Origin of the sequence: Methanothermococcus okinawensis IH1 (assembly GCF_000179575.2) — an archaeon.
GTDB lineage: Archaea > AGJL01 > Methanococci > Methanococcales > Methanococcaceae > Methanofervidicoccus > Methanofervidicoccus okinawensis.
Genome location: NC_015636.1, coordinates 1,071,513 through 1,093,230 on the forward strand (window position 1 = coordinate 1,071,513; position 21,718 = coordinate 1,093,230).

Here is a 21,718-nt window from a genome sequence, read left to right on the forward strand (position 1 = left end):
TTAATAATATCTAAAATAAAATAAAAAATTGAAAATAGTGATATAATGAATGTAGTGCCCATAGGACCCATAAATCCTGTGTTAAAAGAACCTGTACGAATAAAACTTGTGGTTGAAGGTGAAAGAGTTGTAGGCTCAGAGATAGAAATGGGTTATGTCCATAGAGGTATTGAAAAAATAATGGAAGGAAAGCATTATTTAAAAGGCATATACCTTTCAGAGAGGGTATGCGGTATATGTTCATACATACATACTCAGACCTTTGCAGAATGTATTGAGTATATCTCAAATATAGAAGTTCCAGATAAGGCAAGATATTTAAGGGTAATTACAACAGAGTTGGAGAGAATACATAGCCATTTAATAGCAGCCGCAGTATATGATATGTCTATTGAACATGAAACACTTGCAATGTGGTGTTTAAATGCAAGGGAACATGTGATGGATTTATTAGAAATGATATCAGGAAATAGGGTAAATACGGGGTTTAATGTAATTGGTGGGGTTAGGTTGGATATTAATAAAGAGATAATAGATAAAATTTATAAAAAAGTAGATGAACTTGAAGAAGATGTAAAAAACATATTGGAAGTATTTAAAACTGGTCCTTTAATAAATCTAAGGGGTAAAGGTATTGGAGTTCTTGGGTATAAGGAAATAATGAAAACAAGAGCAGTAGGGCCAGTAGCTAGGGCATCGGCATTACCTGAAAGTGATTGGAGATTAAGGCACTCCACCTATAAAGAACTAAAATTCAAACCTGTCTGGGAAGATGGGGGAGATAATTCCGCTAGGATGATGGTTAGACATGAGGAGGTTATGGCAAGTATAGGTCTTATAAGGAAAGCTTTGGAATTATATGAGGAGAGTTCAGGTGGCGTAAGAATAAAAGCCGATGTAAAAGGAGGTTATGGTGAGTGGAAAAATGAAGCTCATAGAGGTGAAGTTTATTATAAGATAGCCATTACAGATGGAGGATTGATTAAAAGAATAATGATTAGAACTCCAACAGTTATGAATCTTGAAGCCTATAAATACATGCTAAAAACCTGTCCAACGGTTTCAGATGCAGTTACCACCTATACTTCAATTGACCCATGTGTATCTTGCACTGAACGAACAATTGTATTAAAAGATAAAAAACGGGAAAAATTTCTCCTTATTCGTTTAAATAATGTTTAAACATTAAATAAAACTAAATAATAAATTAAAAAATAAATTAAAAACCAAATATACTGTGTAATTAAGAAAAATATCTAAAATATCTAAATAATAAAAATTGGGTGGGTATTTATGTCATCATCGATATGGTATCTCTATGAATTTGTAAGAAAAAAATGGATTAAAAAGTTTTTAGACGCTAAAACAGAAGAAGAGATTGTTATAGCACCTAAACGATACCGAAAAGTTCCACCTACTGTGGTTTATCCTGAAAAATGTATAAGCTGTGGAGCCTGTAAAGGTTCATGTCCTTCATTTGCCATTGAACTGGTTAATAATCCAAAATACAATAAAAAAATCCCCGAAATAGATGTAGGGAGTTGTATATCCTGTGGAAATTGTGTAGAATCATGTCCTACAAAAGTTTTAGAGATTGGAGTTTTAATGAAAGAAACAGAAGGTCTTCCTTGGAATGTTCCAAAATATACCAATTTGATAATTGATGAGGAGCTCTGTGTAAATTGTAGTTCCTGTAAGTTGGTATGTCCTGTTGATGCAATTGATTATAATGGGGTATCTCATGTTATTGACAAAAATATATGTATCGGTTGTAATCGATGTATTGATGCCTGCCCTGTAATTGATGCTATAAAAACCTATGACGAAAAGATATTAAAAGAAAAAATCGATAAAAGTCAATATTTAAAATTTGAAAGATTGCTAACACATGAGAATAAAGAATGTGTAAAAGATAATAATAAAAATTTAGATGCTAATTTAGCTATTAAAGAAGAAAACAGCAGTAATGGAGATAGTGTAGGCAATAATACAAATAATAACAGTAATGACAATAATAAAAATAATAAAATCTCAGAGATTCCAAGAATCGTAAAAAGTCTATGTATATCCTGTGGAAACTGTGTGGATGTGTGCCCCGGATATATTGATTTAAAAAACTACAATGTAGTGGAATGTATAAAATGCGGAGAATGTATTGAAGTATGTCCAACTAATGCCATGAGAATTGGAGAAATTCCAAGAATTCCAAAAATAAGGGATAAATGTTATATTATAGACGAAAATAAATGTATTGGATGTAGAATTTGTTATAAGGTCTGCAATGTTGATAACGCCATATCAATATCAAGTGAAACACGATTACCATATATAAATCCAGAATACTGTGTAAGATGCGGTTTATGTTATAGGGAATGTCCTGTTGATGCAATAGGTTTAACAAAAACCGAAGAAGTTTTCGGAAGATACAAACTTAGAAAAATAAGAGATGAATTTGAGTCTATAATTAGGTCAGATTTAGAAGAATTCTCTAAGAACTATCTAATGTCAAAGAACGATATTTTGGAATTTGCAAAAGCTAAGGCTAATGAGGAATTGGTAAAACATAGAAAATAATGTGGAAGATAGATACATATGAGAAAAATGTAAAAAAGTAAAAAAATGATTGATATGTCATCGAAAGTTATACCTGCCAAGGAAGTAGTATCCAGACATTTTAGGGGTTTAGATGTTGAATTAAGCATAGATGACAAAATCGTTAGAAAGCGGATTGATATTGACTGTAAAAAATGCTTATCCTGTAATAAATGTGTTAATGCATGTCCAATTGGGATTATTGAGTCAGATACCCCCCTTCCGCCAAAAATAAAGCGTAAAAAGTGCATCTATTGCTCAACCTGTGTAAATGTCTGTCCAGTAAATGCCATAGAAATTACCCATATTGTAGCTAAAATATTCAAAGGTAAAATTATTATTGAAAATTGGGCTAAAAATGAAAAACTAATATACGATAATCTAAAATGTGTTTCATGTCTCGTATGTATGAAAAACTGCCCATTTTATGCCATATCTAAATCAAAAGAAGGTCTTAAATTTGATATGGAAAAATGCCGATTATGCGGACATTGTGGAAGCCTTTGCCCAGTGGATGCCATAGATTTTGAAGGAGCTCCTAAGTAATTTAAAATTTAAATGGTGGTTTTAATGATAACCATAAAAAAACCTGTTAAAAAGGTAATATCAAATATTTCGGATGATTTAGGTTTTGATAAGGAAGAAATCCGTAAAATAGTTAAAGAAACACCGAATATCTCTGAAAGGTATATATATGTATTTCCAAAAAGATGCATAAGATGTGGATTGTGTTATGAGGAATGTCCTGTTGATGCAATAACAAAGCCCAGTATAAGAAAACCTGCTGAAATAATACCTGAAAAATGTGTAAAATGTGAAATATGTGCTAAAACCTGTCCTGTTAATGCAATTGAGGTTTTAGAGGGAAAAGTATATTTGGAAAATGAGGGGGTAATATATAAACTAAAAGAAACCGAAATTCAGCATAGGACTGTTAGACTAGTAAAATACGATATAGATTTGGAAAATTGCATAAAATGCGGAGTTTGTCAAAGATACTGCCCAACTAATGCAATCCATGTTGTTAGAAGAAAAAGTTTCGATGTGAATTTGGACTTATGCGTAGGATGTAAAGCCTGCGAAAATGTTTGTCCAAAAAAAGTAATAAAAGTCCAAAATGAACTCGGAGAAATTCCATTTAATAAGGATATAACAGTAGATAACGATACCTGTATAAAATGTCTCTCCTGTGTTGATGAATGTCCTGTTAATGCAATAAAAGAGATTAAAGAAGGGGTGGAAATAAATAAGTCGTCATGTATATTCTGTGGAAGATGTGAAAAAGTCTGTCCTGTGCATGCCATTGAAATTAAAAAATTAAATAATAAAAATAAAGAATAATACAAAATAAAAATAAGAAGAATAATAAGCAATAAAAAAATAAAAAATAATTAGTAGAATAAATCTAAAAATAGGGTAGGTTATTATGAGAGTGAAGGATTTAATGGACACTAAATTTTTAAAAATATATCCAGATTACACTGCTAAAAAAACCATAGAGCTCATGTATAAAAAAAAGAGATATAGCACCGCAGTTCTTGATGAAGAGGATAAATTAGTTGGATGGGTTATGTCGATAGATTTGGCTTTAATTGATGATAAATCTAAAAAGATAAAGGAAATAATGCATCCCCTTAATGAAATAATTATATTGCATGAAAATGACCCTGCAAGAGATGCCGTTATAAAAATTGTAGAGCATAAGGTAACGAGCATACCAGTTTTAAATAATGAAGGAAAAGTTGTGGGAATGGTTAGAAACTGCGATATAACAAAAACACTTGCTAAGTTATACGACATTCCTGTTTATAATTTATTCAAAATTTTTGAAAGGGAGTTAAAAGGTATAACATGGGATGAGCTCATGGAGGCAGCGGCGGTTGTAACAAAACATACAACCGGTGAAGATATATCCGCCAAGGAATACGAAAAAAGGATAGAAAACACAACATTTGGTCAGGCATTATGGGCTTGTGGAGGTTTGGAGAAATTCTTTGCAGGATTAATAAAAATTGGAGAAATTGCCATTGCCAGAAGAGTAGCTAAGGTAAGATAAAAATATAAAATATAATAAAATAAAAATAAATTAAAATAATAAATCATATTACTTAAATATTAATATATTAAATTATTGTAATTCTTTATTACACCATCTTTTAACTATTTCTTTAATAATATCGTAGGAACTATGGAACGGACATTTTGTATAATTTTTGACCTTTATAACTTCTGTTTTTAAATTATGTTTTTTCAACTCATCCTTTAACTCCTGAATTTTAAATGTGGTCTGGTCAGGACCTAATACAATATAATCAGGTTTTATTTTTAATATTGGTTCCAATTTATCGGTTAAACTTCCGAGTATTGCTTTATCAACTGGTTTAATTGCTTCAACCATCATTCTCCTTTGTTCTTCTGGAATTACTGGTTTTCTACCTTTTATTTTTTTTACAGTTTCATCCCGTGCTATGATAACAATTAATTCATCCCCTAAACTTTTCGCATAACTTAGAGTATGATAATGTCCAGGATGCAATAAATCAAAAGTTCCAGCCGTCACTACTATTTTTTTCTTCATCATACATCATCTTTTTAATTTATTAAGTATTAAAAATAATTAATCATTAAGCGGATATAAGGCACATATAATAATTATATTACATTAAATATATAATATTAAAATTAATAGATTAACCTAAAAAATATTTTTTAATGTTTTTATTTATATATTATATATTATAAGAATAGAATAGGAGGATTTAAATTTTAATAATAAATAAGTGATTTTATGAAATGTGAAGTGGTAATTACATCCAAAAATAATAAAGATAATAGTAACAACCGAGCTCCTATTGGAATATTTATAAAAGGAAATAAGGAAATTGTAATGCACCTATACGAAGGTTCTCACACCTATAACAATTTAAAAGATGAGGATTATTTTATAATAAATATATGCTCCCCCTATTTAATAGCCAAATCAGTCCTTGACGATAACGGAAATTACGGATATTTAGAGTATAACAACTGTTCAATACCGTATTTAAAGGAATCCTATAAAATATATCTGGCAAAAATAACCAATAGAAAAATCATAGAATCAAAAAATGAGTATGGGAGCTCTAAGATTATGATTGTTAGGAGCTCTGTTGTATTGGATAAGGATATAAATATTCTACCTATTAAGCCATATAACAGAGCAGAAGGTCTTATTGTGGAAATGGCAATACTATATTCACGATTAAATATTGTAAATGATGAGAAAAGAAAAAATATAAAAGATGAGATGGAACATTATTTTAAGACCATTAAAAAGGTAGGAACTAAAAGATATATTGAGTTAGGAAAGAAATTTTTAGAATAATGTTAGTATATAGTTATTATATACATATTATTCTTCTTTATTTAATCCGCAAACTCTACAAAAATTTTTCAATATTTCAGAGCCATATTCTGTATGGGATACCTCAGGATGAAACTGCACACCATATATTGGTTTTTCCTTATGTTTTATAGATTCTATATCACATATATCGGAATATGCAAGAATTTCGAAACATTCTGGGACTTTTTTAACCTCATCTTTATGAGAAGCCCATGCTGTGAATTCCTTTGGTATGTTTTTAAATAAATCGTTCTCATTTTTAACATATATTTTTGTGTGAGCGTATTCTTCTGATTCTGCCCTTCCAACTTCCCCACCATAAGCCCGAGCTATTAACTGATGACCTAAACATATACCCAATATAGGTAGTTTTGAATTTAAAGCAATATCTATACAGTTAGAAGCTTTTTCAATGTCTGGACCTCCACTTAATATTATGCCTTTTATTTTCTCATTCTCTTCAATTTCACTTAATGGTGTGTCATTTGGAATTATTTTTGAATCTACATCTAAATATCTTAAACTTCTATGTATTCTATGGACATATTGACCGCCATTGTTTAATATTACAATCACAAAATCACCATTTTATTACACTTATAATAACATTTTATTTTATTTATTTTTTATCTTTTGGTTGTGATTTTTGCTCCATTTTCAGTAATTAAAACGGTATGTTCGGTTTGACTTACCATGCCGTGGTTTTTCTCAATTAATGTTGAATAGCCATAGAGACAACCTGAGCTCATTAAAGTTCTCAGGGCAATTTTATATTTTGAATCCTCAGTTGCAAGCCATCGCCCTGCAAATGGGAGGTAGGGGTATTTTTTCTCGATAATCTTTAATATCTTCCTTGCAGATGGCAATCTAACAGGTCTTGATTTTATATATTTAAATATATATTTCTCATTTCCATCCATAACCTCTCCATATCCATCTGTGGCAAAAGGTTCTATCGCTACAATATCCCCTACATCGATATAATCCTTTGATTTTTCTTTTACATTAGGAATGCTTATGCCTGAATGAAGGACATATTGTTCCATAACATGTCCAGATAAATTTGACACTGGTTTATATCCATAACTTTCGATTACTTCCTGTATAATTGCCCCCATATCTCCAATATTCATCGGTGGCACAATTTCTTTAATTACGGTATATAGTGCATCTTCCGATGCTTTTTTTAAATCGTTGTATGAACAGGATAAATCAATGGTTCTTGCTCCATCTGCTATATATCCATCAACATGAACTCCTATATCCAATTTTACAACATCATTTTCAGAGAATGTCTTTTCATCCTTATAAACGGGTGTGTAGTGAGCTGCAATATCATTTATAGAAATATTGCAAGGAAATGCAACTTCTCCTCCGAGCTCACGGGTTCTGTTTTCAACATATTCTGCCACATCGTAAAGTTTAGCACCCGGTTTTATAAGTTTTTCTGCTTCTTCTATTACCTCGGCATGAATTTCTCCAGCTTTCATTAGTTTTTTAACCATTTCACTTTCTTCATTTAGACTATCTTCATCCGCATTATTATTGATATTTTTATCCATTGTAATCCCTTCTATTTTTTATTAGTTTTTTATTAATTATGAATATTTTTATATTTTTTTATTTCTTTATTTTTTATATATTTCTTTTAATTGTTAATTATTTTTATTTTTTTATTATTTAATTTTTAAAGTTATTTTATTATTAATTAATTACTATATCATGTTCTTTTGATTACAATAGTAAGAATATCCTCATCCTCCAATACATGATTAAGTCCTACCCTTTGACCAGGATGTTTTGCAGATTTTCCCCATACCAAAGCGTATCTAAAATTCTTTACAAAATCCCTGTGAAGCTTATTACATACATCTTCAACGGTAGAATTTCTTAAAATGATTAATGGTTCGTCAAGGTCTGGTTTTTTCCCCTGCGGTTTTAAATAAACTTTCATAAATCCAAGACTGTTGAAAATTTTCTCTTTCAATTCTTCAATATTTATATTTTTATAACCTGATACAAGTATATGAGCTCTGTCTTTTAAAACCTCCTCAATCTTTTGAATATGTTCTTTCTCAGCTAAGTCTATTTTATTCACAACTACAAGGGATGGTATATATACCCTATTTGCACTAATCACATCGATAAATTGGTCTGTTGTAATATCTTCCCTTATTACAATATCTGCGTTATGTATTCTATGCTCGTGTAGAATTGCGATAATGGTTTCTTCATCTATTTTTGTTAAAGGAAGGGTGGTATTTATGTGTATTCCCCCTCTATCCTTTTTTACAATCTTAACATCTGGTGGTCTTTGGTCTAATCTTATACCCACATTGTAGAGCTCCCTCTCGATAACTGGGATGTGTTCAGGTGAAAACACATCTACAACAAGCATCACCAAATCCACATTTCTAATGGCTGCCAATACCTCACTACCTCTACCTTTTCCAAATGCTGCACCGCTAATAATTCCCGGAGCATCCAATACCTGTATCTTTGCCCCTCTATATTCTAAGATTCCAGGTATTATCGTTAATGTTGTAAAAGCATAAGCTCCAACTTCTGAATTGGCATTTGTAAGTTTATTTAATAATGTGGATTTACCTACTGATGGAAACCCTACAAAAGCTACTGTGGCGTCCCCTGTTTTTTTAACTGCATAAGAATATCCTGTTCCCGTGCTTTTTGGTTTGTTTTGTAAGTCCCTTAATTTTGCAATTTTAGCTTTTAATATACCTATATGTTTTTGAGTGGCCTTATTATACTGCGTATTTTTTATTTCATCTTCTAATCTCTTAATTTCTTCCTGAATCCCCATAATTTCACCAGATTAAAATAAGTTTTAATTTTATAAATTTTAAATTTCAAAATTTTAAATTATTTTAATTATTGCATATTATTACTTTTAAATTATATTTTAGATTACTTTTAGGTCATTTTTAAATTATTTTTAAATTTCATTATGATTATGTTGAAAATATAAAATCTCTGTGATAATCAATATCAATTAAGAAGAAGGTCAAAAATGTTTAAATTTAAATAAAAAAGAAAAATAATATTATTCATTAATCATCTCATCCATTGAAGATATTATATCTTTAACTTTTGGATTTACAATATAATAATGATTCCATGTTCCCTCTTTTCTAGCTCTTATTATACCAGATTTTTTTAAAATATTCAAATGGTGGGATATAGTTGGTTGAGGCTTTTTTAATTTATCTATTATATTGCATACACACATACTATCGTTTTCACTTAACAACCTCAATATCATTAATCTCGTTGGGTCAGCAAATGCTTTGAAAATTTCTGCCATGTTTTCATATTTGCTTTCATCTACAACCATTTTATCACCAAAACTTTTATGATTTTATAAATTTTTTTAATTTTTTACATATAAAATTTTATTCTGTATTATTTAACAGCTTTATTAATATCTTTATAGTATTTATATATTTTTCAATATTTATATTTAATTATGTTTATCAATTATATTTAATTATTGGTTTATATTAGTTTATATAACATATGTAATGAATTATTGTGGATAAATTATTATGGATAAATAGTATATAACGAATTTTAAAAATATATAAAAAAATAATATATGAAGGCTTTAGATATCCTTAATATTTATAGATATAGTTTTTGGGTTATCTGCACCTTTTAACGAGCCCACTATACCTTTTAGTGTATTTTTAATTATGTCTGAAACAAATGGATTCATTGGTATAGTTTTTCCATTAACAACCATTTCTACCCCTGAGGATGCTACACACTGGTTCCATTTCAATTCTCCACTTACAACTTTTTCTACAAATATTTTACAGTTATATCCGCAATGACCACAGTTTAGATTGTAGGTTGGAACTATACTTTTTTCAAGCACTTTTTCCATAACTTCATCAATGTTATAATTGTAATCTTTGATTACCATAACAGTTTGAGAATCCCAGAGCTCCGAACCTTCATCTTCCTTAACCATCAGTATCTTTGGAATATTTAATTCCTTTAACTGCTCTTTAAATCCTTCCACTATAACAAAGTCGTTATTATTTAATTTAGGCAGTATATCACATAAGTCCATTTTGTCATAAAAAAACGCAGTTTTATTGTTATCTGCTATAACAGATACATTTGAACATTGTTTGAATTTGTAGGAATCTGTTCCTTCCCTATCCACTTTTACATCATGGGTGCTATGCTTTATAGTAGCGACATTGATGTTCATTTCTTTTAATCTTTTTAAAATATCGCATATAAGGGTAGTTTTCCCAGATTTTTTTGGACCAATTACTCCAATAACTCTCATAATATCACATCATAGTATTGCAATATTTCATTTAATAATATTAATATATAAAGTTTTTTAATAATTTAATAAATTATCGGATTTAACATGTGTGCTATATATATCTATATTATATCGAATTATAATGTCCTGTTATTATAATATATCTAAAATATATCCAAAAAATTAAAATAACTTAAATAACCTTAAATATATAAAAATATAAATATATAAACTAATATAAAAGAATATAAAAAACAAATAAAAAGAAAATAATAATATAAAAAAGTAAATAGTAAAAAAAATAAAAAATATAAAAAATAAATTAAGGTTTAATTATGATATATATCGTGGGAATAGGTCCAGGAAATAAAAAATATCTTACATTAAATGCAATTGAAACTGTGGAGAGCTCCGATATTGTAGCAGGTAGCCGTAGAGCATTGGAGTTATTTGATATAAAAGAGGATAAAAAATATATATTAACAAAAAATTTAGTTGAAGAATTAAAAGATTTGGTTATAAACAATAAAAATAAAACTATTACTCTATTATCCACAGGAGACCCATGTTTTAGTGGATTGTTGAAAACAGTTTTAAAATATGATATTGCAAAAAAAGAAGATATAAAAGTAATTCCAGGTATATCCTCTATCCAAGTCGTAGCTTCAAGATTAAAAATTTCATGGGAGGATTACCATGTATTAACGCTTCATGGAAAGGAGGAAAACAGAAAAATTCTTCTAAATTTAATAAAAAATAATAAAAAAGTAATATTCTTACCTAATAATTTGAAAGAGGATATTGAATATTTGTTAAACAACGGCATAAACCCCAATAAAAAAATAACAGTTTGTGAAAACCTCACATATAAAAACGAAAGAATAATATATGAGGAATTAAATAATATTGCGCATATGAATTTTTCATATCTGTGTGTATGCGTAGTGGAATGATATGTATGGGTGGTTATATGGGACATATGAAGAAAATCAAAAATGGCTTTTTAAATTTAACACATCTAAGTAAATTAAAAACAATATTGGCAATAGGGGTTTTATCCTTTATGTTATGTTCGGTAAATGCCGCAGATGTTGTTAAGATTGTGGATAACAGTCCATATCCTGAGTTTATATACGCCGATAATTCCATAGTGCCAAAGATTATAGCACATAATACTGGAAAAAATATACCTTCATTTTTATTTTACTTTATAGACGGGGTATATTCCAACCTAAATAATCCAAATGAGGTAGCTATAAAAACTCCATTATGGTTCTTTGGAAAATTGTTTATGTCAGGCAATAACCTCAATCCTGAAAATGGGTATATATTTATAAATTCTAAATATGTAGGAAAACCAAATGATAAATGGGTAAATTACCTCACTCCAAGTGATGTGATAATATACTCCAACGAAAGTGCAATATGTGCAAGAGCTCATGATAAATACACCGACATAAATATAATAATGTATAACAATGAATCTATAAAGCAGTTGATAAGTGGATTAAAAAGTATTGATGGTATAAAGGTTATAAGTTCAAATGCTGAAACCAAAGATAATGTATTAATAGGAAAATTAAAATTGGATGCCAACATATATGAACTTATGAATATGGGCAATTTTGATTTATATTATGTTCCAATTGATGTTAAAGTCAATGGTTGGAATAAAAAAGACCAAAATACATACAGTAAAGGAAACGAAATAATTTCAATATATAAATTACCTGTAAATAAAGAAACTATAAAAAATATAATTGATGAACAGTTAAAAAATCAAAATTTGAAAAAAGTAAAAGAGAGTTCCTATAATGGATGGGATGTTGTGGAGTATTCTTACAAAAACATAGGAAGGCAATATGCATGCTATAAAGAATTGGAATATGGGTCAGTATGTGTAATTACAGATAAAATAGAAAATCTTGATGATATAAGTATTTCAGAAAATAAATAAAAAATATTACGACAAACAATAAAATAAAAAAAGTAATCATTCAATAAGTCAAATATTTTGGTGATTCAAATGGATATATCTCAATTTTTACCAGATTTGGGAACAGGATTTATAGGTGGAGCAATTATAGGATGGGGCATAAAAAAGGCCATAAAAATAGTTGTTGCATTGGTGGGGCTTTATTTTTTAAGTCTTCTATATTTGGCAAAACTTGGTGTAATATCTATAAATAAAGAAGCATTTACGGGATTAATGGGTAATGTTGAATCTTCCATTATTTCTTATGGTAGTCAGGCTGCGGGATTGATTCATTCCGCATCTTTGGGAACAGGATTTGTTGCTGGATTTGCATTGGGATTTAAAAAAGGATAATCTTATTTTATTCTTATTTTATTTTTTAAATTTTTAATCATCTTATAAATTATATTTTTAATTATACCAAATATATTCTATTTATATCCTTCATATACTTATTAATTATAATAATATATATGCTCAGTATTATGCAATATCATAATTATATATTAAAAACATGAAGTGAAATCATGATAAAGGTAAGATTAAGAGATTTTGTAGAAACAGAAGTTGGGTTTTTTGCAGTAAATGCCTACGAACATCCGGAAGATAGAGTTTTTGCTTTTTTGAGATATTTAAACTTAGCATCAGTAGGAGAGGATGTAATAGATAGATATAATCTAAATAAAGATGACATAAGGGAGAAAAATGGAAAAAAATATATAAAAATAACAGATACTGCAAAAACTTATGGAATTTTAGAAAATTATTTTCCAGAATATTTATATTACGATGAAACAAAGGACATTACATTACACGCAGTTCCAAATGAGTATATAATCAATGTTTTAAGACCAAATGATAGATTAAAGGAAATATTAAACGAAAATAAAAATAATGATAATAAAAATAGTAATAAGAATAATAATAGCAAATTTGAGGAAAAATGTAAATATTTAGCAGATAAACTTCATGATTATGGATTAAGTTATAACCATATGGGGGTTTCAGGTTCAACTGTGGTAAAATTAAACAATGAGAGCTCCGATATTGACTTTGTAATATATGGAATGAAAAACCACAAAAAAGCGAGAAATATTTTAAAAACGATATTTGAGGAAGAAAAAAATAAAGATAAAGATGAAAAATTAAATATACATCCATTATCCGATGAGTTTTGGAAAAAGGCATACCATAAAAGAATAAAAGATGGTACCCTTTCCTACGATGAATTTGTATGGCATGAGAAGAGGAAATATAATAGGGGCGTAATAAACAACACAATGTTTGATTTATTAGCCACGAGAGATTGGGAAGAAATAACTTCAAAATATGGAGAATTCTATTATAAAAATTTAGGATTTATTAACATTGAATGCGATATAATTAATGACGATTATATCTTTGACAATCCTGCAATTTACAAGATAGATAATGTTAAAATTCTTTCCAATATAGCGGAAAATAAATTGGAAGTTAATCCCAACGATATTAAAGAAATTGCCTCATTTACTCACACATATGCAGGACAGGCTTTTAATGGTGAAAAGGTAGTTGTTAGAGGAAAATTGGAAGGGGTGAGCTCACCTTATGGTGATTATAAAAGAGTTGTCGTAGGCACTTCAAGAGAGGCTTTTAATGAATATATAAAATTAAAATAAAAGTGGCTGATACCTTGGAGCTCCTAAACTTAAACCCCCTGGGAAAATTGGAAAAGGCAGAATTCATAAAACGAGTAATAGGTTTTTGGGTAAAATAATAATAAATTTGAGGAAAAAGTTGTTATATTGCAGATACTGGTCGCCTTGGAGAAATACTAACAGAAAGTTAGATTTATTATCTATCCTTCTTATACACTATTTTTCTTTTCCCTTCCACTTCTGTATCCAAAATAGAATCCTATGATTGTTGACACCACTCCAAAGAAGAAATTAATAATATCTTTATTATCATTTATTAAATTATTTCCCGTTAAAACAAGTAATATAATGATTATAAAAACACTGAAAATAGCACCTGCAAGAGCTCTCCTCATTTCACCTTTATCCAAATCTCCATTATTTGCCCAGCCTAATGATATTAACCAAAATAGAATCATCAATGGTATAAATAAAACCCATATGCAATATAAATTATTATATGTGATTATTAAGATAATAATAGTAATGATAACCACAAAAAACATAAGCGTGGATATTATTGCAAAAATATATTTCATATCGTCATTTTGGTATTTTTTATCCATAATATTCCCTTATATTTTATATAAATCATATAAATATTTCTTTACCATATTTACATATTCTTTTTTATTTGGAACAATCATTAATTCTTTTGAAGGAAGTTTTATGGATGCTCTAAACCTGTATTTTCTTGCCAATTCTGTGATTTTTTTATTGTAATGATATAGGTTATCTAAAAGTTCCTCAGTTATTGTTGTATCATAATCGCAGTATTGCAATGGGCAACCTTCTCTCCAATATCCAAATTTATCCCCTACTTCGTGGATTCTTTCTATATTTAGTCCATAATAATTTTTGAGCTTAATAACATCGTCATAACCGCACCTTATGAGGGGCCTAAAAAACATCTTATTATATCTTTTTGGAACTGGGGTGAGCTCCATCTTATCAAATTTTTCAGTGCCGTATGTTTCCCTCAAATGCTGAAATATGGGTCCTGAAATCTTTTCAAGTGCAGTATCTCCTGTTAGTATGATTTCTGCACCTTCATCTTTGGCTATTTCTATAATTTTATCCTTCATTATGTCTTTGCAGATTCGACAGATGCTTCCCCCTTTTGCACCTTTTGTTCGTTTCTTTAAGTCTCCTGTTATGTCATAAAATATTATAGGAATATCCAATTTATCGGCTATTTTTTTAGCCTGTTCCTTAGCCAAATTCCAACTCCATTTATGAACAAAATGGACGCACAAACAAACATCTAAACCTAAATCCTTTGCAATATGGAGTGCTGTTGAGCTGTCCTTTCCACCACTAAGCATAGAAACTATTTTTTTATCTTTTAAGTTATTTTCTTCAAAATTCTTTATTATATCTTTTTTTAACTGATTTAAATCTTTTAGATTTCTTTTAATCTGTGTCCATTGAGTAAATATTACATTATTTTCCATAATATCCATCAATATTTTTATTTTTTTACAATATTATTCTTTTTATTTTTTATATATCTTTTTTTATTCATTTTTATTTATCTTATCTTTATCGATAATTCTTTCAAAACCGTTATATACTACAAATCTGTTTTTTCTGGCAAAACCTATTAATATAATATCGTTATCCTTTGCGAGCTCTATACCTTTATCCGTTGATGGGGATTTTGATATTATTGCAGGTATTTTAGCGTTAATTACTTTTTTTACCATACCATAAGGCTGTCTTCCGCTTGAAACCAATATTTTGTCATCCAAATTTATATTATTTAATATTCCATAACCTATTACTTTATCAACTGCATTATGTCTTCCAATATCTTCAATAGTAATTATTTCATTCCCATTTAAATCAAACAAACATGCCCAATGAGTCCCTCCTGTTATATTCCAAATCCCCCTGATATTTGACATATATTTCATGATTTTAAAAATGGTTTTTAACGGTATTTTTATATTATTTCCTGATTTTGCATTATTTATTAATTTTATACCTAATTCATCAGTTATTACAGTTATTTTATTATTATCAATATGAATATCCTTAATGGATTCTGGTTTTAAATAGCCCTCTGAAATAACATGACCAACCCCAAGTTCCTTTAAATTATTTGGTGATGCCGTAATATTTCCTATAAATTTATTGTTAATATACAATTTATAATGATTTTCAACACATACATAATCTTCACCATATCTTGAAGTGAGCTCATCCCAATTTATGATTTTTATCTTTTTTATCGTCATATAATTACCCCATAATTTTGACATAAAATGTTCTTTTTCTTGGTCCATCGAATTCACAGAAATAAATACCCTGCCAAGTGCCAAGTAGTGGTTTTCCATGTGATATTATTACAGTTAATGAACTTCCAAAAAGGGAGCTCTTAATATGAGCATCGGAGTTGCCTTCCAAATGCGTAAAATTATAATTTTTCGGTATCTTATCATTTAAAAATTTTAGAATGTCTTTTTTAACAGACGAGTCAGCATTTTCGTTAATTGTTATGCCAGCGGTGGTATGTGGAATATATATTATGGCAATTCCATCATTTAGTTTTGAGTTTTTTATGGAATCTACTATGTAATTTGTAATATCAATCATCTCCTCCCTTGAATTTGTTTTTATTTGGTATTTAAATAGCATGGTATCACCTAAATATCCTATAAAAATAAATAATTAAGGTATATTGTAGCATTAATAAATTAAATAGTTTGAATGTATGAGATGGCATAATATATGTAGTAACTAAATAGAAAATATATGGGATGCATTAAGATAATATAATAAAAATTAATTAATTATTATTGGATTAAAATTATTATAAATTAATTTTTGGTGGTGTTATTATGATGGACGAAATTCCAATATATATTGCAATTTTAAGTTTTATCATCATGCTTATGGGGGAAATTTTAGCCAATTATTCTGTTTCTTTGAAATTTAAATATGAATTTGAAGCAGTTTCATTTGGATTTATATTTGGGGTTGCAACTCTGATACTAATTCCAAAGGCATATTCAAACATGTTTGTATTATTTGCATTGTATGTAATTTTAGGGATGATTACAGTTTATTTAATCGAGAGATATTTAGCTTACTGTCCATTGTCAAAAAAATATTGTGCAGAGTGTGGTAGTTTAGAAGATTTTAAAATTAAATTTATTTATCCAATATCCTTTTTTATTCATACTTTTATAGATGGCTTGATAATTGCTATTTCTTATATAAGCGGTGTAGGACTTCCATTATATCTTGCCATACTGCTTCATAAATTTCCAGCAGGATTTGTTTTAATTTCACCATTAAAAGGAGTTTATAAAAATCCCCTTTATCCCGGTATATTTGTATCATTGGGGACTGTTATTGGAACTTTACTTGGATTAATAATATTAAAAAATATATCTACACATATATTATTGGCATTTTCGGGAGGGATATTTTTGGGAACATTTCTTATGCTTGTTCCACATATTTATGAACATAAAAAAGAAAAACTTTCTTATATATATTACTTGGTTATATATTAGTTGGAATTATCACATGTATTAATTTACATTAGGTTAATTAATTTACATTATACAATATATAAATATATAATATAACAATATATTATAGTAATATATAAATATTAATAAATATTAATATATACTAATTTATCATGAGGGAAATTATGATGACGATTGATAGTGAGAATTTAAATTTACAGAATAAAAAAATTACAGTTGATACCTGTGTGGTTATTGATGGGAGAATATCTGAGCTCATAAAAAAGGGCAGTATGGAGAACAGCAAAATAATTATTCCAGAAGCCGTTGTATCAGAGTTGGAAGCTCAGGCAAATAAGGGCAGAGAAATAGGATATTTAGGAATAGAAGAATTAACAAAATTGGTGGATATTGCAAAGGAACATAACATTGAAATAGAATATTATGGAGAAAGACCGTCAGTAGATATTGTTTCACTTGCAAAATCTGGCGAAATAGATGCCATGATTAGAAAAGTAGCAAAAGAAACAAATTCGCTATTACTTACAAGTGATAGGATACAGTATAATCTTGCAAGAGCTCAGGGTATAGAATCTTATTATTTAGAGGTTAAAGATAAAGAAGAAAAAGTTGAATTATCTTTAAAGGATTATTTCGATGAAACAACATCTTCTGTTCATTTAAAAGAAAACTGTGTTCCTTATGCAAAAAAAGGAAAACCTGGTGAGGTTAAACTTGTTTCAATTGGAGATGAGGTATTAACAAGAGAGAAGATGGAATATTTAATAGATAATATATTAAAATATACTGAACAAAATAATGGATTTATCGAGATTCAAAAGAGGGGAGCCACAGTAATTCAGCTTGGAAACATAAGAATATCAATAGCAAGACCCCCATTTTCAGAAGGACTTGAAATTACCGCAGTTAGACCAATTGCAAAGGTTTCTCTTGATGATTATAAATTATCCGATAAACTTTTGGAGAGATTAAAGGAAAAGGCAGAGGGAATTTTCGTTTCTGGAAGTCCTGGAAGCGGAAAATCGACATTTGTATCGGCATTGGCAGAATTTTACAATAATAACAACAAAATAGTAAAGACAATGGAGAGTCCAAGGGACCTTCAAGTTGGGAAGACCATTACGCAGTATGCACCACTTGAAGGTAACATGGAAAATACCTGCGATATATTATTGCTTGTTAGACCTGATTACACAATATATGACGAGGTAAGAAAAACAAAGGACTTTGAAATATTTGCCGATATGAGAATGGCGGGTGTTGGAATGGTTGGGGTTGTTCATGCCTCAAAACCAATCGATGCTATCCAGCGTCTTATCAGTAGGGTAGAGCTCGGTATGATACCTCAGATAGTAGATACTGTAATATATATAGAAAACGGTCAAATAAAAAAGGTCTATGAAGTGGATTTCACGGTTAAAGTTCCACACGGTATGAAAGAGGCAGATTTGGCAAGACCGGTAATTGAAGTTCGGGATTTTGAGACAAAAAAACCAGAATATGAGATATATACCTATGGTGAGCAGGTAGTGGTCATGCCCATAAATGAAGAAGGAGTGGCATCTAAACCTCCAATTTACAGATATGCGGAAGAAAAAATAAGGGAAATTTTAATGAAACATATCCCAAAAAAGGCAAGAAAAGATATGCAATTAAATATTGTAGATGAGCATACCTTAAATTTATCAGTTCCAGAAAAATATATTCCTGCAATTATTGGAAAAGGTGGAAAGGAAATATCAAAACTGGAAAATATACTTGGTCTTAGAATAAATGTTGAAAGAAAAAACCATAATACAAATGAAAATAATAGAAATATTAATACTGATAATATCAATAACATAAATACATCGGATTTTGGAGAATCTGAGGAATACGCAAGATATGAATTTGTAAATGATTATGAAACTACAAAATTAGTGGAGTCCAAATCTCATATCTTGGTTGAAGTTGGAGAAGAATTTGCAGGAGCAAATGTTAAGATATATGTGGATGGGGATTTCTTATGTAATGCAACAGTGGGTTCAAGCGGAATTGTCAAAATAACTAAAAAAACAAATATTGGAAAGGAGCTCCTAAATGCCATGAAACAGAACAAAGATATTTATGTGGAAATGGATTAATTGTAAAAAAATAATAGAAATAACTAAAATAACTAAAAATAATTAAAAATAATAAAAATAAAACTAAAAAAGTATAATAAAAACTATAAAATAAAAAATAAAATAATTTATTTAGAACCTTCAATTACTCCTTCTTTTAATTCCTTAGCTTTTTCTTCAAGTTTTTTGACGGTTTCGTCGGAATCCCCATATTCTTCAATTATTTTCACATAGGCACTTCCAACTACAACACCATCTGCACCGCTTTTTATGAATTCTTTTGCATGTTCCTTTTTTGATATTCCAAATCCAACATAGACTGGTTTTTTACATAAGTTTTTCGTTCTATTAAGGAAATCCAATGCAAGATTTGAAACATCCTCCCGAGCTCCTGTTGTTCCATATACCGACACGAGATATACAAACATAGAGCTCGCCTCATCAATCTTCTTCAACCTGTCCTTTGATGTGTTTGGGGCAGCGAGAAATACTGTTCCAATATCGTATTTTTTGCAGATATTCAAATATTCCTCAGCATCCTCAACAGGCAAATCTACAACGATAAGTCCATTTCCACCAGCTTCTTTAAGTGTTTTAATAAAATTCTCTACACCCATAGTATATACTGGATTGTAGTAAGTCATTACGACAACAGGAGTATTGGAAGTTTTTCTGAATTCTTTTATTATATCAAATACCTTAGAAACCTTCATGCCATTATTTAACGCCCTTACATCTGCCTTTTGGATTGTTTTTCCATCTGCCATAGGGTCACTGAATGGAATTCCCAATTCTATAATATCCGAGTATTTGGAAAGTGCATTCATAAATTTTAATGTAGCATTTGGAGAAGGGTCTCCTGCAACAATAAACGATACGAGTTTTTTTTCCATTAAGAACACCTCTTATATACCTTATATGCTATATAATTTTAATTTTAAAACTTTAAGATTTTATTCCAAGATGCTTACTTCAAGATTTTTAAAATCTACTTAGAATTTAATATATTTCATAACAGTTCCTAAATCTTTATCTCCTCTTCCTGAGAGATTTACTATTACAATTTCATCTTTATCCATTTCTTTTGCCATTTTCATACCCTGAGCTACTGCATGGGATGATTCAAGAGCTGGTATAATCCCTTCTGTTCTGGATAACTCTAAGAACGCATTTAATGCCTCTTCATCTGTAATTCCTGCATAATGCACTCTTCCTATATCTTTTAAGTAGGCATGTTCAGGACCTACACCAGGATAATCCAATCCAGCGGATACACTGTATGTTTCCCTTATCTGTCCATCGTTATTCTGTAAGAAGTATGAGAACATACCATGCAATATTCCTTTTTTGCCCCTTAACAGTGAAGCAGCATGTCTTTCTGTATCAAGACCTTCACCAGCAGCCTCAACACCTACAAGTTGAACTTCTTTATCATTTCTAAACTCGTTGAATATACCTATTGAATTACTACCTCCACCTACGCAGGCAACAATACAATCAGGAAGTCTTCCCTCTGCTTCTAATATTTGCTTTTTAGCCTCTCTACCTATTACAGACTGGAAATCCCTAACCATTGAAGGATATGGATATGGACCAACAGCAGAGCCTATTAGATAGTGCGTATTTTCAAATGTTTCTACCCAGTCCCTAAGTGCCTCATTTATGGCATCTTTTAAGGTTTTTGAACCAGATTCAACAGGTTCTACTTCTGCACCATGTAGTTTCATCTTATAAACATTTAACTTCTGCCTTTCTACATCTATTGCCCCCATGTAAATTTTTGTCTTCATGTTAAATAGAGCTCCTACCATTGCAGTTGATAAACCATGTTCCCCTGCACCAGTCTCAGCAATTAATCGTGTTTTACCCATTTTTTTAGCAAGAAGAGCCTGACCTAAACTGTTGTTTATTTTATGAGCTCCGCCTAAAAGTAAATCTTCTCTCTTTAAATATATTTTTGCTCCGCCCATCTTTCTTGTAAGGTTTTCAGCAAAATATAAGGGGGTTTCCCTACCTGCGTAGGTTTTTAGGTAATAGTCGAGCTCAGCCTTAAATTCAGGGTCATCTTTGTATTCTTTATATGCTTTTTCGAGCTCCTTTAATGAGGGTATAAGCACCTCAGGAACATATTGACCGCCATATTCTCCAAATTTAAATTCCATTCTATCACCAATTTTTTATTAAA

24 protein-coding genes are annotated in these 21,718 nt (G+C 29.5%); 12 read left to right on the top strand and 12 right to left on the bottom strand.

Annotated features, from left to right (window positions below; translation table 11 throughout):
- Window positions 1-45 precede the first annotated feature (45 nt).
- The 5 genes from METOK_RS05395 (at window position 46) to METOK_RS05415 (ending at window position 4,648) form a co-directional block, all read left to right on the top strand.
- Window positions 46-1,182 (top strand): hydrogenase large subunit, encoded by a 1,137-nt coding sequence (locus METOK_RS05395; RefSeq protein ID WP_013867209.1) that lies wholly within the window; start codon window positions 46-48, stop codon window positions 1,180-1,182.
- A 111-nt stretch (window positions 1,183-1,293) separates the two neighbouring features.
- Window positions 1,294-2,574 carry a 4Fe-4S binding protein gene (locus tag METOK_RS05400; protein WP_013867210.1) on the top strand — a complete coding sequence of 427 codons (1,281 nt, stop codon included), beginning with the start codon at window positions 1,294-1,296 and terminating at the stop codon, window positions 2,572-2,574.
- Between the two features lie 54 nt (window positions 2,575-2,628).
- The gene (locus METOK_RS05405) at window positions 2,629-3,138 is read left to right on the top strand and encodes a 4Fe-4S binding protein (protein WP_013867211.1); all 510 of its coding nucleotides are present in this window, start codon (window positions 2,629-2,631) and stop codon (window positions 3,136-3,138) included.
- A gap of 24 nt (window positions 3,139-3,162) precedes the next feature.
- The gene (locus METOK_RS05410; protein ID WP_013867212.1) at window positions 3,163-3,933 is read left to right on the top strand and encodes a 4Fe-4S binding protein; all 771 of its coding nucleotides are present in this window, start codon (window positions 3,163-3,165) and stop codon (window positions 3,931-3,933) included.
- A gap of 85 nt (window positions 3,934-4,018) precedes the next feature.
- Window positions 4,019-4,648: a CBS domain-containing protein gene (locus tag METOK_RS05415; RefSeq protein ID WP_013867213.1), complete on the top strand. Its 630-nt coding sequence runs from the start codon at window positions 4,019-4,021 to the stop codon at window positions 4,646-4,648.
- Window positions 4,649-4,720: 72 nt separating this feature from the next.
- Here the strand turns inward: METOK_RS05415 and METOK_RS05420 are convergent, their stop codons facing one another.
- Window positions 4,721-5,170: an adenylyltransferase/cytidyltransferase family protein gene (locus METOK_RS05420; protein ID WP_013867214.1), complete on the bottom strand. Its 450-nt coding sequence runs from the start codon at window positions 5,168-5,170 to the stop codon at window positions 4,721-4,723.
- Window positions 5,171-5,380: 210 nt separating this feature from the next.
- Between METOK_RS05420 and METOK_RS05425 the strand changes: the two genes are divergently transcribed.
- The gene (locus tag METOK_RS05425; protein ID WP_013867215.1) at window positions 5,381-5,956 is read left to right on the top strand and encodes a DUF447 domain-containing protein; all 576 of its coding nucleotides are present in this window, start codon (window positions 5,381-5,383) and stop codon (window positions 5,954-5,956) included.
- A gap of 27 nt (window positions 5,957-5,983) precedes the next feature.
- Here METOK_RS05425 and METOK_RS05430 read toward each other — a convergent pair whose 3' ends face one another.
- The 5 genes from METOK_RS05430 to mobB form a co-directional block, all read right to left on the bottom strand.
- Window positions 5,984-6,553: a GMP synthase subunit A gene (locus METOK_RS05430; protein WP_013867216.1), complete on the bottom strand. Its 570-nt coding sequence runs from the start codon at window positions 6,551-6,553 to the stop codon at window positions 5,984-5,986.
- Between the two features lie 50 nt (window positions 6,554-6,603).
- Complete coding sequence (gene map, locus METOK_RS05435; protein WP_013867217.1) at window positions 6,604-7,539, bottom strand: type II methionyl aminopeptidase; 936 nt, start codon at window positions 7,537-7,539, stop codon at window positions 6,604-6,606.
- Window positions 7,540-7,697: 158 nt separating this feature from the next.
- Complete coding sequence (locus METOK_RS05440) at window positions 7,698-8,798, bottom strand: OBG GTPase family GTP-binding protein (RefSeq protein WP_013867218.1); 1,101 nt, start codon at window positions 8,796-8,798, stop codon at window positions 7,698-7,700.
- 240 nt (window positions 8,799-9,038) lie between these two features.
- Window positions 9,039-9,329 carry an ArsR/SmtB family transcription factor gene (locus METOK_RS05445; RefSeq protein WP_013867219.1) on the bottom strand — a complete coding sequence of 97 codons (291 nt, stop codon included), beginning with the start codon at window positions 9,327-9,329 and terminating at the stop codon, window positions 9,039-9,041.
- Between the two features lie 270 nt (window positions 9,330-9,599).
- Window positions 9,600-10,295 (bottom strand): molybdopterin-guanine dinucleotide biosynthesis protein B, encoded by a 696-nt coding sequence (gene mobB / locus METOK_RS05450; RefSeq protein WP_013867220.1) that lies wholly within the window; start codon window positions 10,293-10,295, stop codon window positions 9,600-9,602.
- 317 nt (window positions 10,296-10,612) lie between these two features.
- Between mobB and METOK_RS05455 the strand changes: the two genes are divergently transcribed.
- From METOK_RS05455 to METOK_RS05470, 4 genes are all read left to right on the top strand, one after another.
- On the top strand, window positions 10,613-11,230 hold the full coding sequence (locus METOK_RS05455) for a cobalt-precorrin-7 (C(5))-methyltransferase (RefSeq protein ID WP_013867221.1): 618 nt from the start codon (window positions 10,613-10,615) through the stop codon (window positions 11,228-11,230).
- A 17-nt stretch (window positions 11,231-11,247) separates the two neighbouring features.
- On the top strand, window positions 11,248-12,234 hold the full coding sequence (locus METOK_RS05460; RefSeq protein WP_013867222.1) for a hypothetical protein: 987 nt from the start codon (window positions 11,248-11,250) through the stop codon (window positions 12,232-12,234).
- 60 nt (window positions 12,235-12,294) lie between these two features.
- Window positions 12,295-12,606, top strand: coding sequence for an FUN14 domain-containing protein (locus tag METOK_RS05465; RefSeq protein ID WP_198005250.1), 312 nt, complete (start codon window positions 12,295-12,297; stop codon window positions 12,604-12,606).
- 176 nt (window positions 12,607-12,782) lie between these two features.
- A complete protein-coding gene (locus METOK_RS05470; RefSeq protein ID WP_157198907.1) occupies window positions 12,783-13,910 on the top strand; it encodes a hypothetical protein in 1,128 nt (375 codons plus the stop codon).
- Window positions 13,911-14,098: 188 nt separating this feature from the next.
- Here the strand turns inward: METOK_RS05470 and METOK_RS05475 are convergent, their stop codons facing one another.
- The 4 genes from METOK_RS05475 to METOK_RS05490 form a co-directional block, all read right to left on the bottom strand.
- Window positions 14,099-14,494 carry a hypothetical protein gene (locus tag METOK_RS05475; RefSeq protein ID WP_013867225.1) on the bottom strand — a complete coding sequence of 132 codons (396 nt, stop codon included), beginning with the start codon at window positions 14,492-14,494 and terminating at the stop codon, window positions 14,099-14,101.
- Window positions 14,495-14,503: 9 nt separating this feature from the next.
- On the bottom strand, window positions 14,504-15,382 hold the full coding sequence (locus METOK_RS05480; RefSeq protein ID WP_013867226.1) for a 7-cyano-7-deazaguanine synthase: 879 nt from the start codon (window positions 15,380-15,382) through the stop codon (window positions 14,504-14,506).
- 63 nt (window positions 15,383-15,445) lie between these two features.
- Window positions 15,446-16,168, bottom strand: coding sequence for a formate dehydrogenase accessory sulfurtransferase FdhD (fdhD, locus tag METOK_RS05485; RefSeq protein ID WP_013867227.1), 723 nt, complete (start codon window positions 16,166-16,168; stop codon window positions 15,446-15,448).
- 4 nt (window positions 16,169-16,172) lie between these two features.
- Window positions 16,173-16,568 carry a secondary thiamine-phosphate synthase enzyme YjbQ gene (locus METOK_RS05490; RefSeq protein WP_013867228.1) on the bottom strand — a complete coding sequence of 132 codons (396 nt, stop codon included), beginning with the start codon at window positions 16,566-16,568 and terminating at the stop codon, window positions 16,173-16,175.
- A gap of 203 nt (window positions 16,569-16,771) precedes the next feature.
- Here METOK_RS05490 and METOK_RS05495 point away from each other — a divergent pair, with 203 nt between their 5' ends.
- Window positions 16,772-17,452 (top strand): ZIP family metal transporter, encoded by a 681-nt coding sequence (locus tag METOK_RS05495; RefSeq protein ID WP_013867229.1) that lies wholly within the window; start codon window positions 16,772-16,774, stop codon window positions 17,450-17,452.
- A 146-nt stretch (window positions 17,453-17,598) separates the two neighbouring features.
- Entirely contained in the window at window positions 17,599-19,554 is a 1,956-nt protein-coding gene (locus METOK_RS05500) for a PINc/VapC family ATPase (protein ID WP_048058061.1), read from the top strand.
- Between the two features lie 107 nt (window positions 19,555-19,661).
- Here the strand turns inward: METOK_RS05500 and trpA are convergent, their stop codons facing one another.
- Both trpA and trpB read right to left on the bottom strand, forming a co-directional pair.
- On the bottom strand, window positions 19,662-20,426 hold the full coding sequence (gene trpA, locus METOK_RS05505) for a tryptophan synthase subunit alpha (protein ID WP_013867231.1): 765 nt from the start codon (window positions 20,424-20,426) through the stop codon (window positions 19,662-19,664).
- Between the two features lie 99 nt (window positions 20,427-20,525).
- Window positions 20,526-21,695, bottom strand: coding sequence for a tryptophan synthase subunit beta (gene trpB, locus METOK_RS05510; protein WP_013867232.1), 1,170 nt, complete (start codon window positions 21,693-21,695; stop codon window positions 20,526-20,528).
- Window positions 21,696-21,718: the final 23 nt, after the last annotated feature.

Bases quoted from the DNA above. Each gene is read 5' to 3' on its own strand.
- METOK_RS05410 (WP_013867212.1), top strand. From the start codon at position 3,163: ATGATAACCATAAAAAAACCTGTTAAAAAGGTAATATCAAATATTTCG.
- METOK_RS05480 (WP_013867226.1), bottom strand. From the start codon at position 15,382: ATGGAAAATAATGTAATATTTACTCAATGGACACAGATTAAAAGAAAT.
- METOK_RS05445 (WP_013867219.1), bottom strand. From the start codon at position 9,329: ATGGTTGTAGATGAAAGCAAATATGAAAACATGGCAGAAATTTTCAAA.
- fdhD (WP_013867227.1), bottom strand. From the start codon at position 16,168: ATGACGATAAAAAAGATAAAAATCATAAATTGGGATGAGCTCACTTCA.
- METOK_RS05400 (WP_013867210.1), top strand. From the start codon at position 1,294: ATGTCATCATCGATATGGTATCTCTATGAATTTGTAAGAAAAAAATGG.
- trpB (WP_013867232.1), bottom strand. From the start codon at position 21,695: ATGGAATTTAAATTTGGAGAATATGGCGGTCAATATGTTCCTGAGGTG.
- METOK_RS05495 (WP_013867229.1), top strand. From the start codon at position 16,772: ATGATGGACGAAATTCCAATATATATTGCAATTTTAAGTTTTATCATC.
- METOK_RS05475 (WP_013867225.1), bottom strand. From the start codon at position 14,494: ATGGATAAAAAATACCAAAATGACGATATGAAATATATTTTTGCAATA.
- mobB (WP_013867220.1), bottom strand. From the start codon at position 10,295: ATGAGAGTTATTGGAGTAATTGGTCCAAAAAAATCTGGGAAAACTACC.
- METOK_RS05425 (WP_013867215.1), top strand. From the start codon at position 5,381: ATGAAATGTGAAGTGGTAATTACATCCAAAAATAATAAAGATAATAGT.
- METOK_RS05420 (WP_013867214.1), bottom strand. From the start codon at position 5,170: ATGAAGAAAAAAATAGTAGTGACGGCTGGAACTTTTGATTTATTGCAT.
- METOK_RS05440 (WP_013867218.1), bottom strand. From the start codon at position 8,798: ATGGGGATTCAGGAAGAAATTAAGAGATTAGAAGATGAAATAAAAAAT.
- METOK_RS05395 (WP_013867209.1), top strand. From the start codon at position 46: ATGAATGTAGTGCCCATAGGACCCATAAATCCTGTGTTAAAAGAACCT.
- METOK_RS05415 (WP_013867213.1), top strand. From the start codon at position 4,019: ATGAGAGTGAAGGATTTAATGGACACTAAATTTTTAAAAATATATCCA.
- METOK_RS05460 (WP_013867222.1), top strand. From the start codon at position 11,248: ATGGGACATATGAAGAAAATCAAAAATGGCTTTTTAAATTTAACACAT.
- METOK_RS05490 (WP_013867228.1), bottom strand. From the start codon at position 16,568: ATGCTATTTAAATACCAAATAAAAACAAATTCAAGGGAGGAGATGATT.
- METOK_RS05455 (WP_013867221.1), top strand. From the start codon at position 10,613: ATGATATATATCGTGGGAATAGGTCCAGGAAATAAAAAATATCTTACA.
- trpA (WP_013867231.1), bottom strand. From the start codon at position 20,426: ATGGAAAAAAAACTCGTATCGTTTATTGTTGCAGGAGACCCTTCTCCA.
- map (WP_013867217.1), bottom strand. From the start codon at position 7,539: ATGGATAAAAATATCAATAATAATGCGGATGAAGATAGTCTAAATGAA.
- METOK_RS05405 (WP_013867211.1), top strand. From the start codon at position 2,629: ATGTCATCGAAAGTTATACCTGCCAAGGAAGTAGTATCCAGACATTTT.
- METOK_RS05500 (WP_048058061.1), top strand. From the start codon at position 17,599: ATGACGATTGATAGTGAGAATTTAAATTTACAGAATAAAAAAATTACA.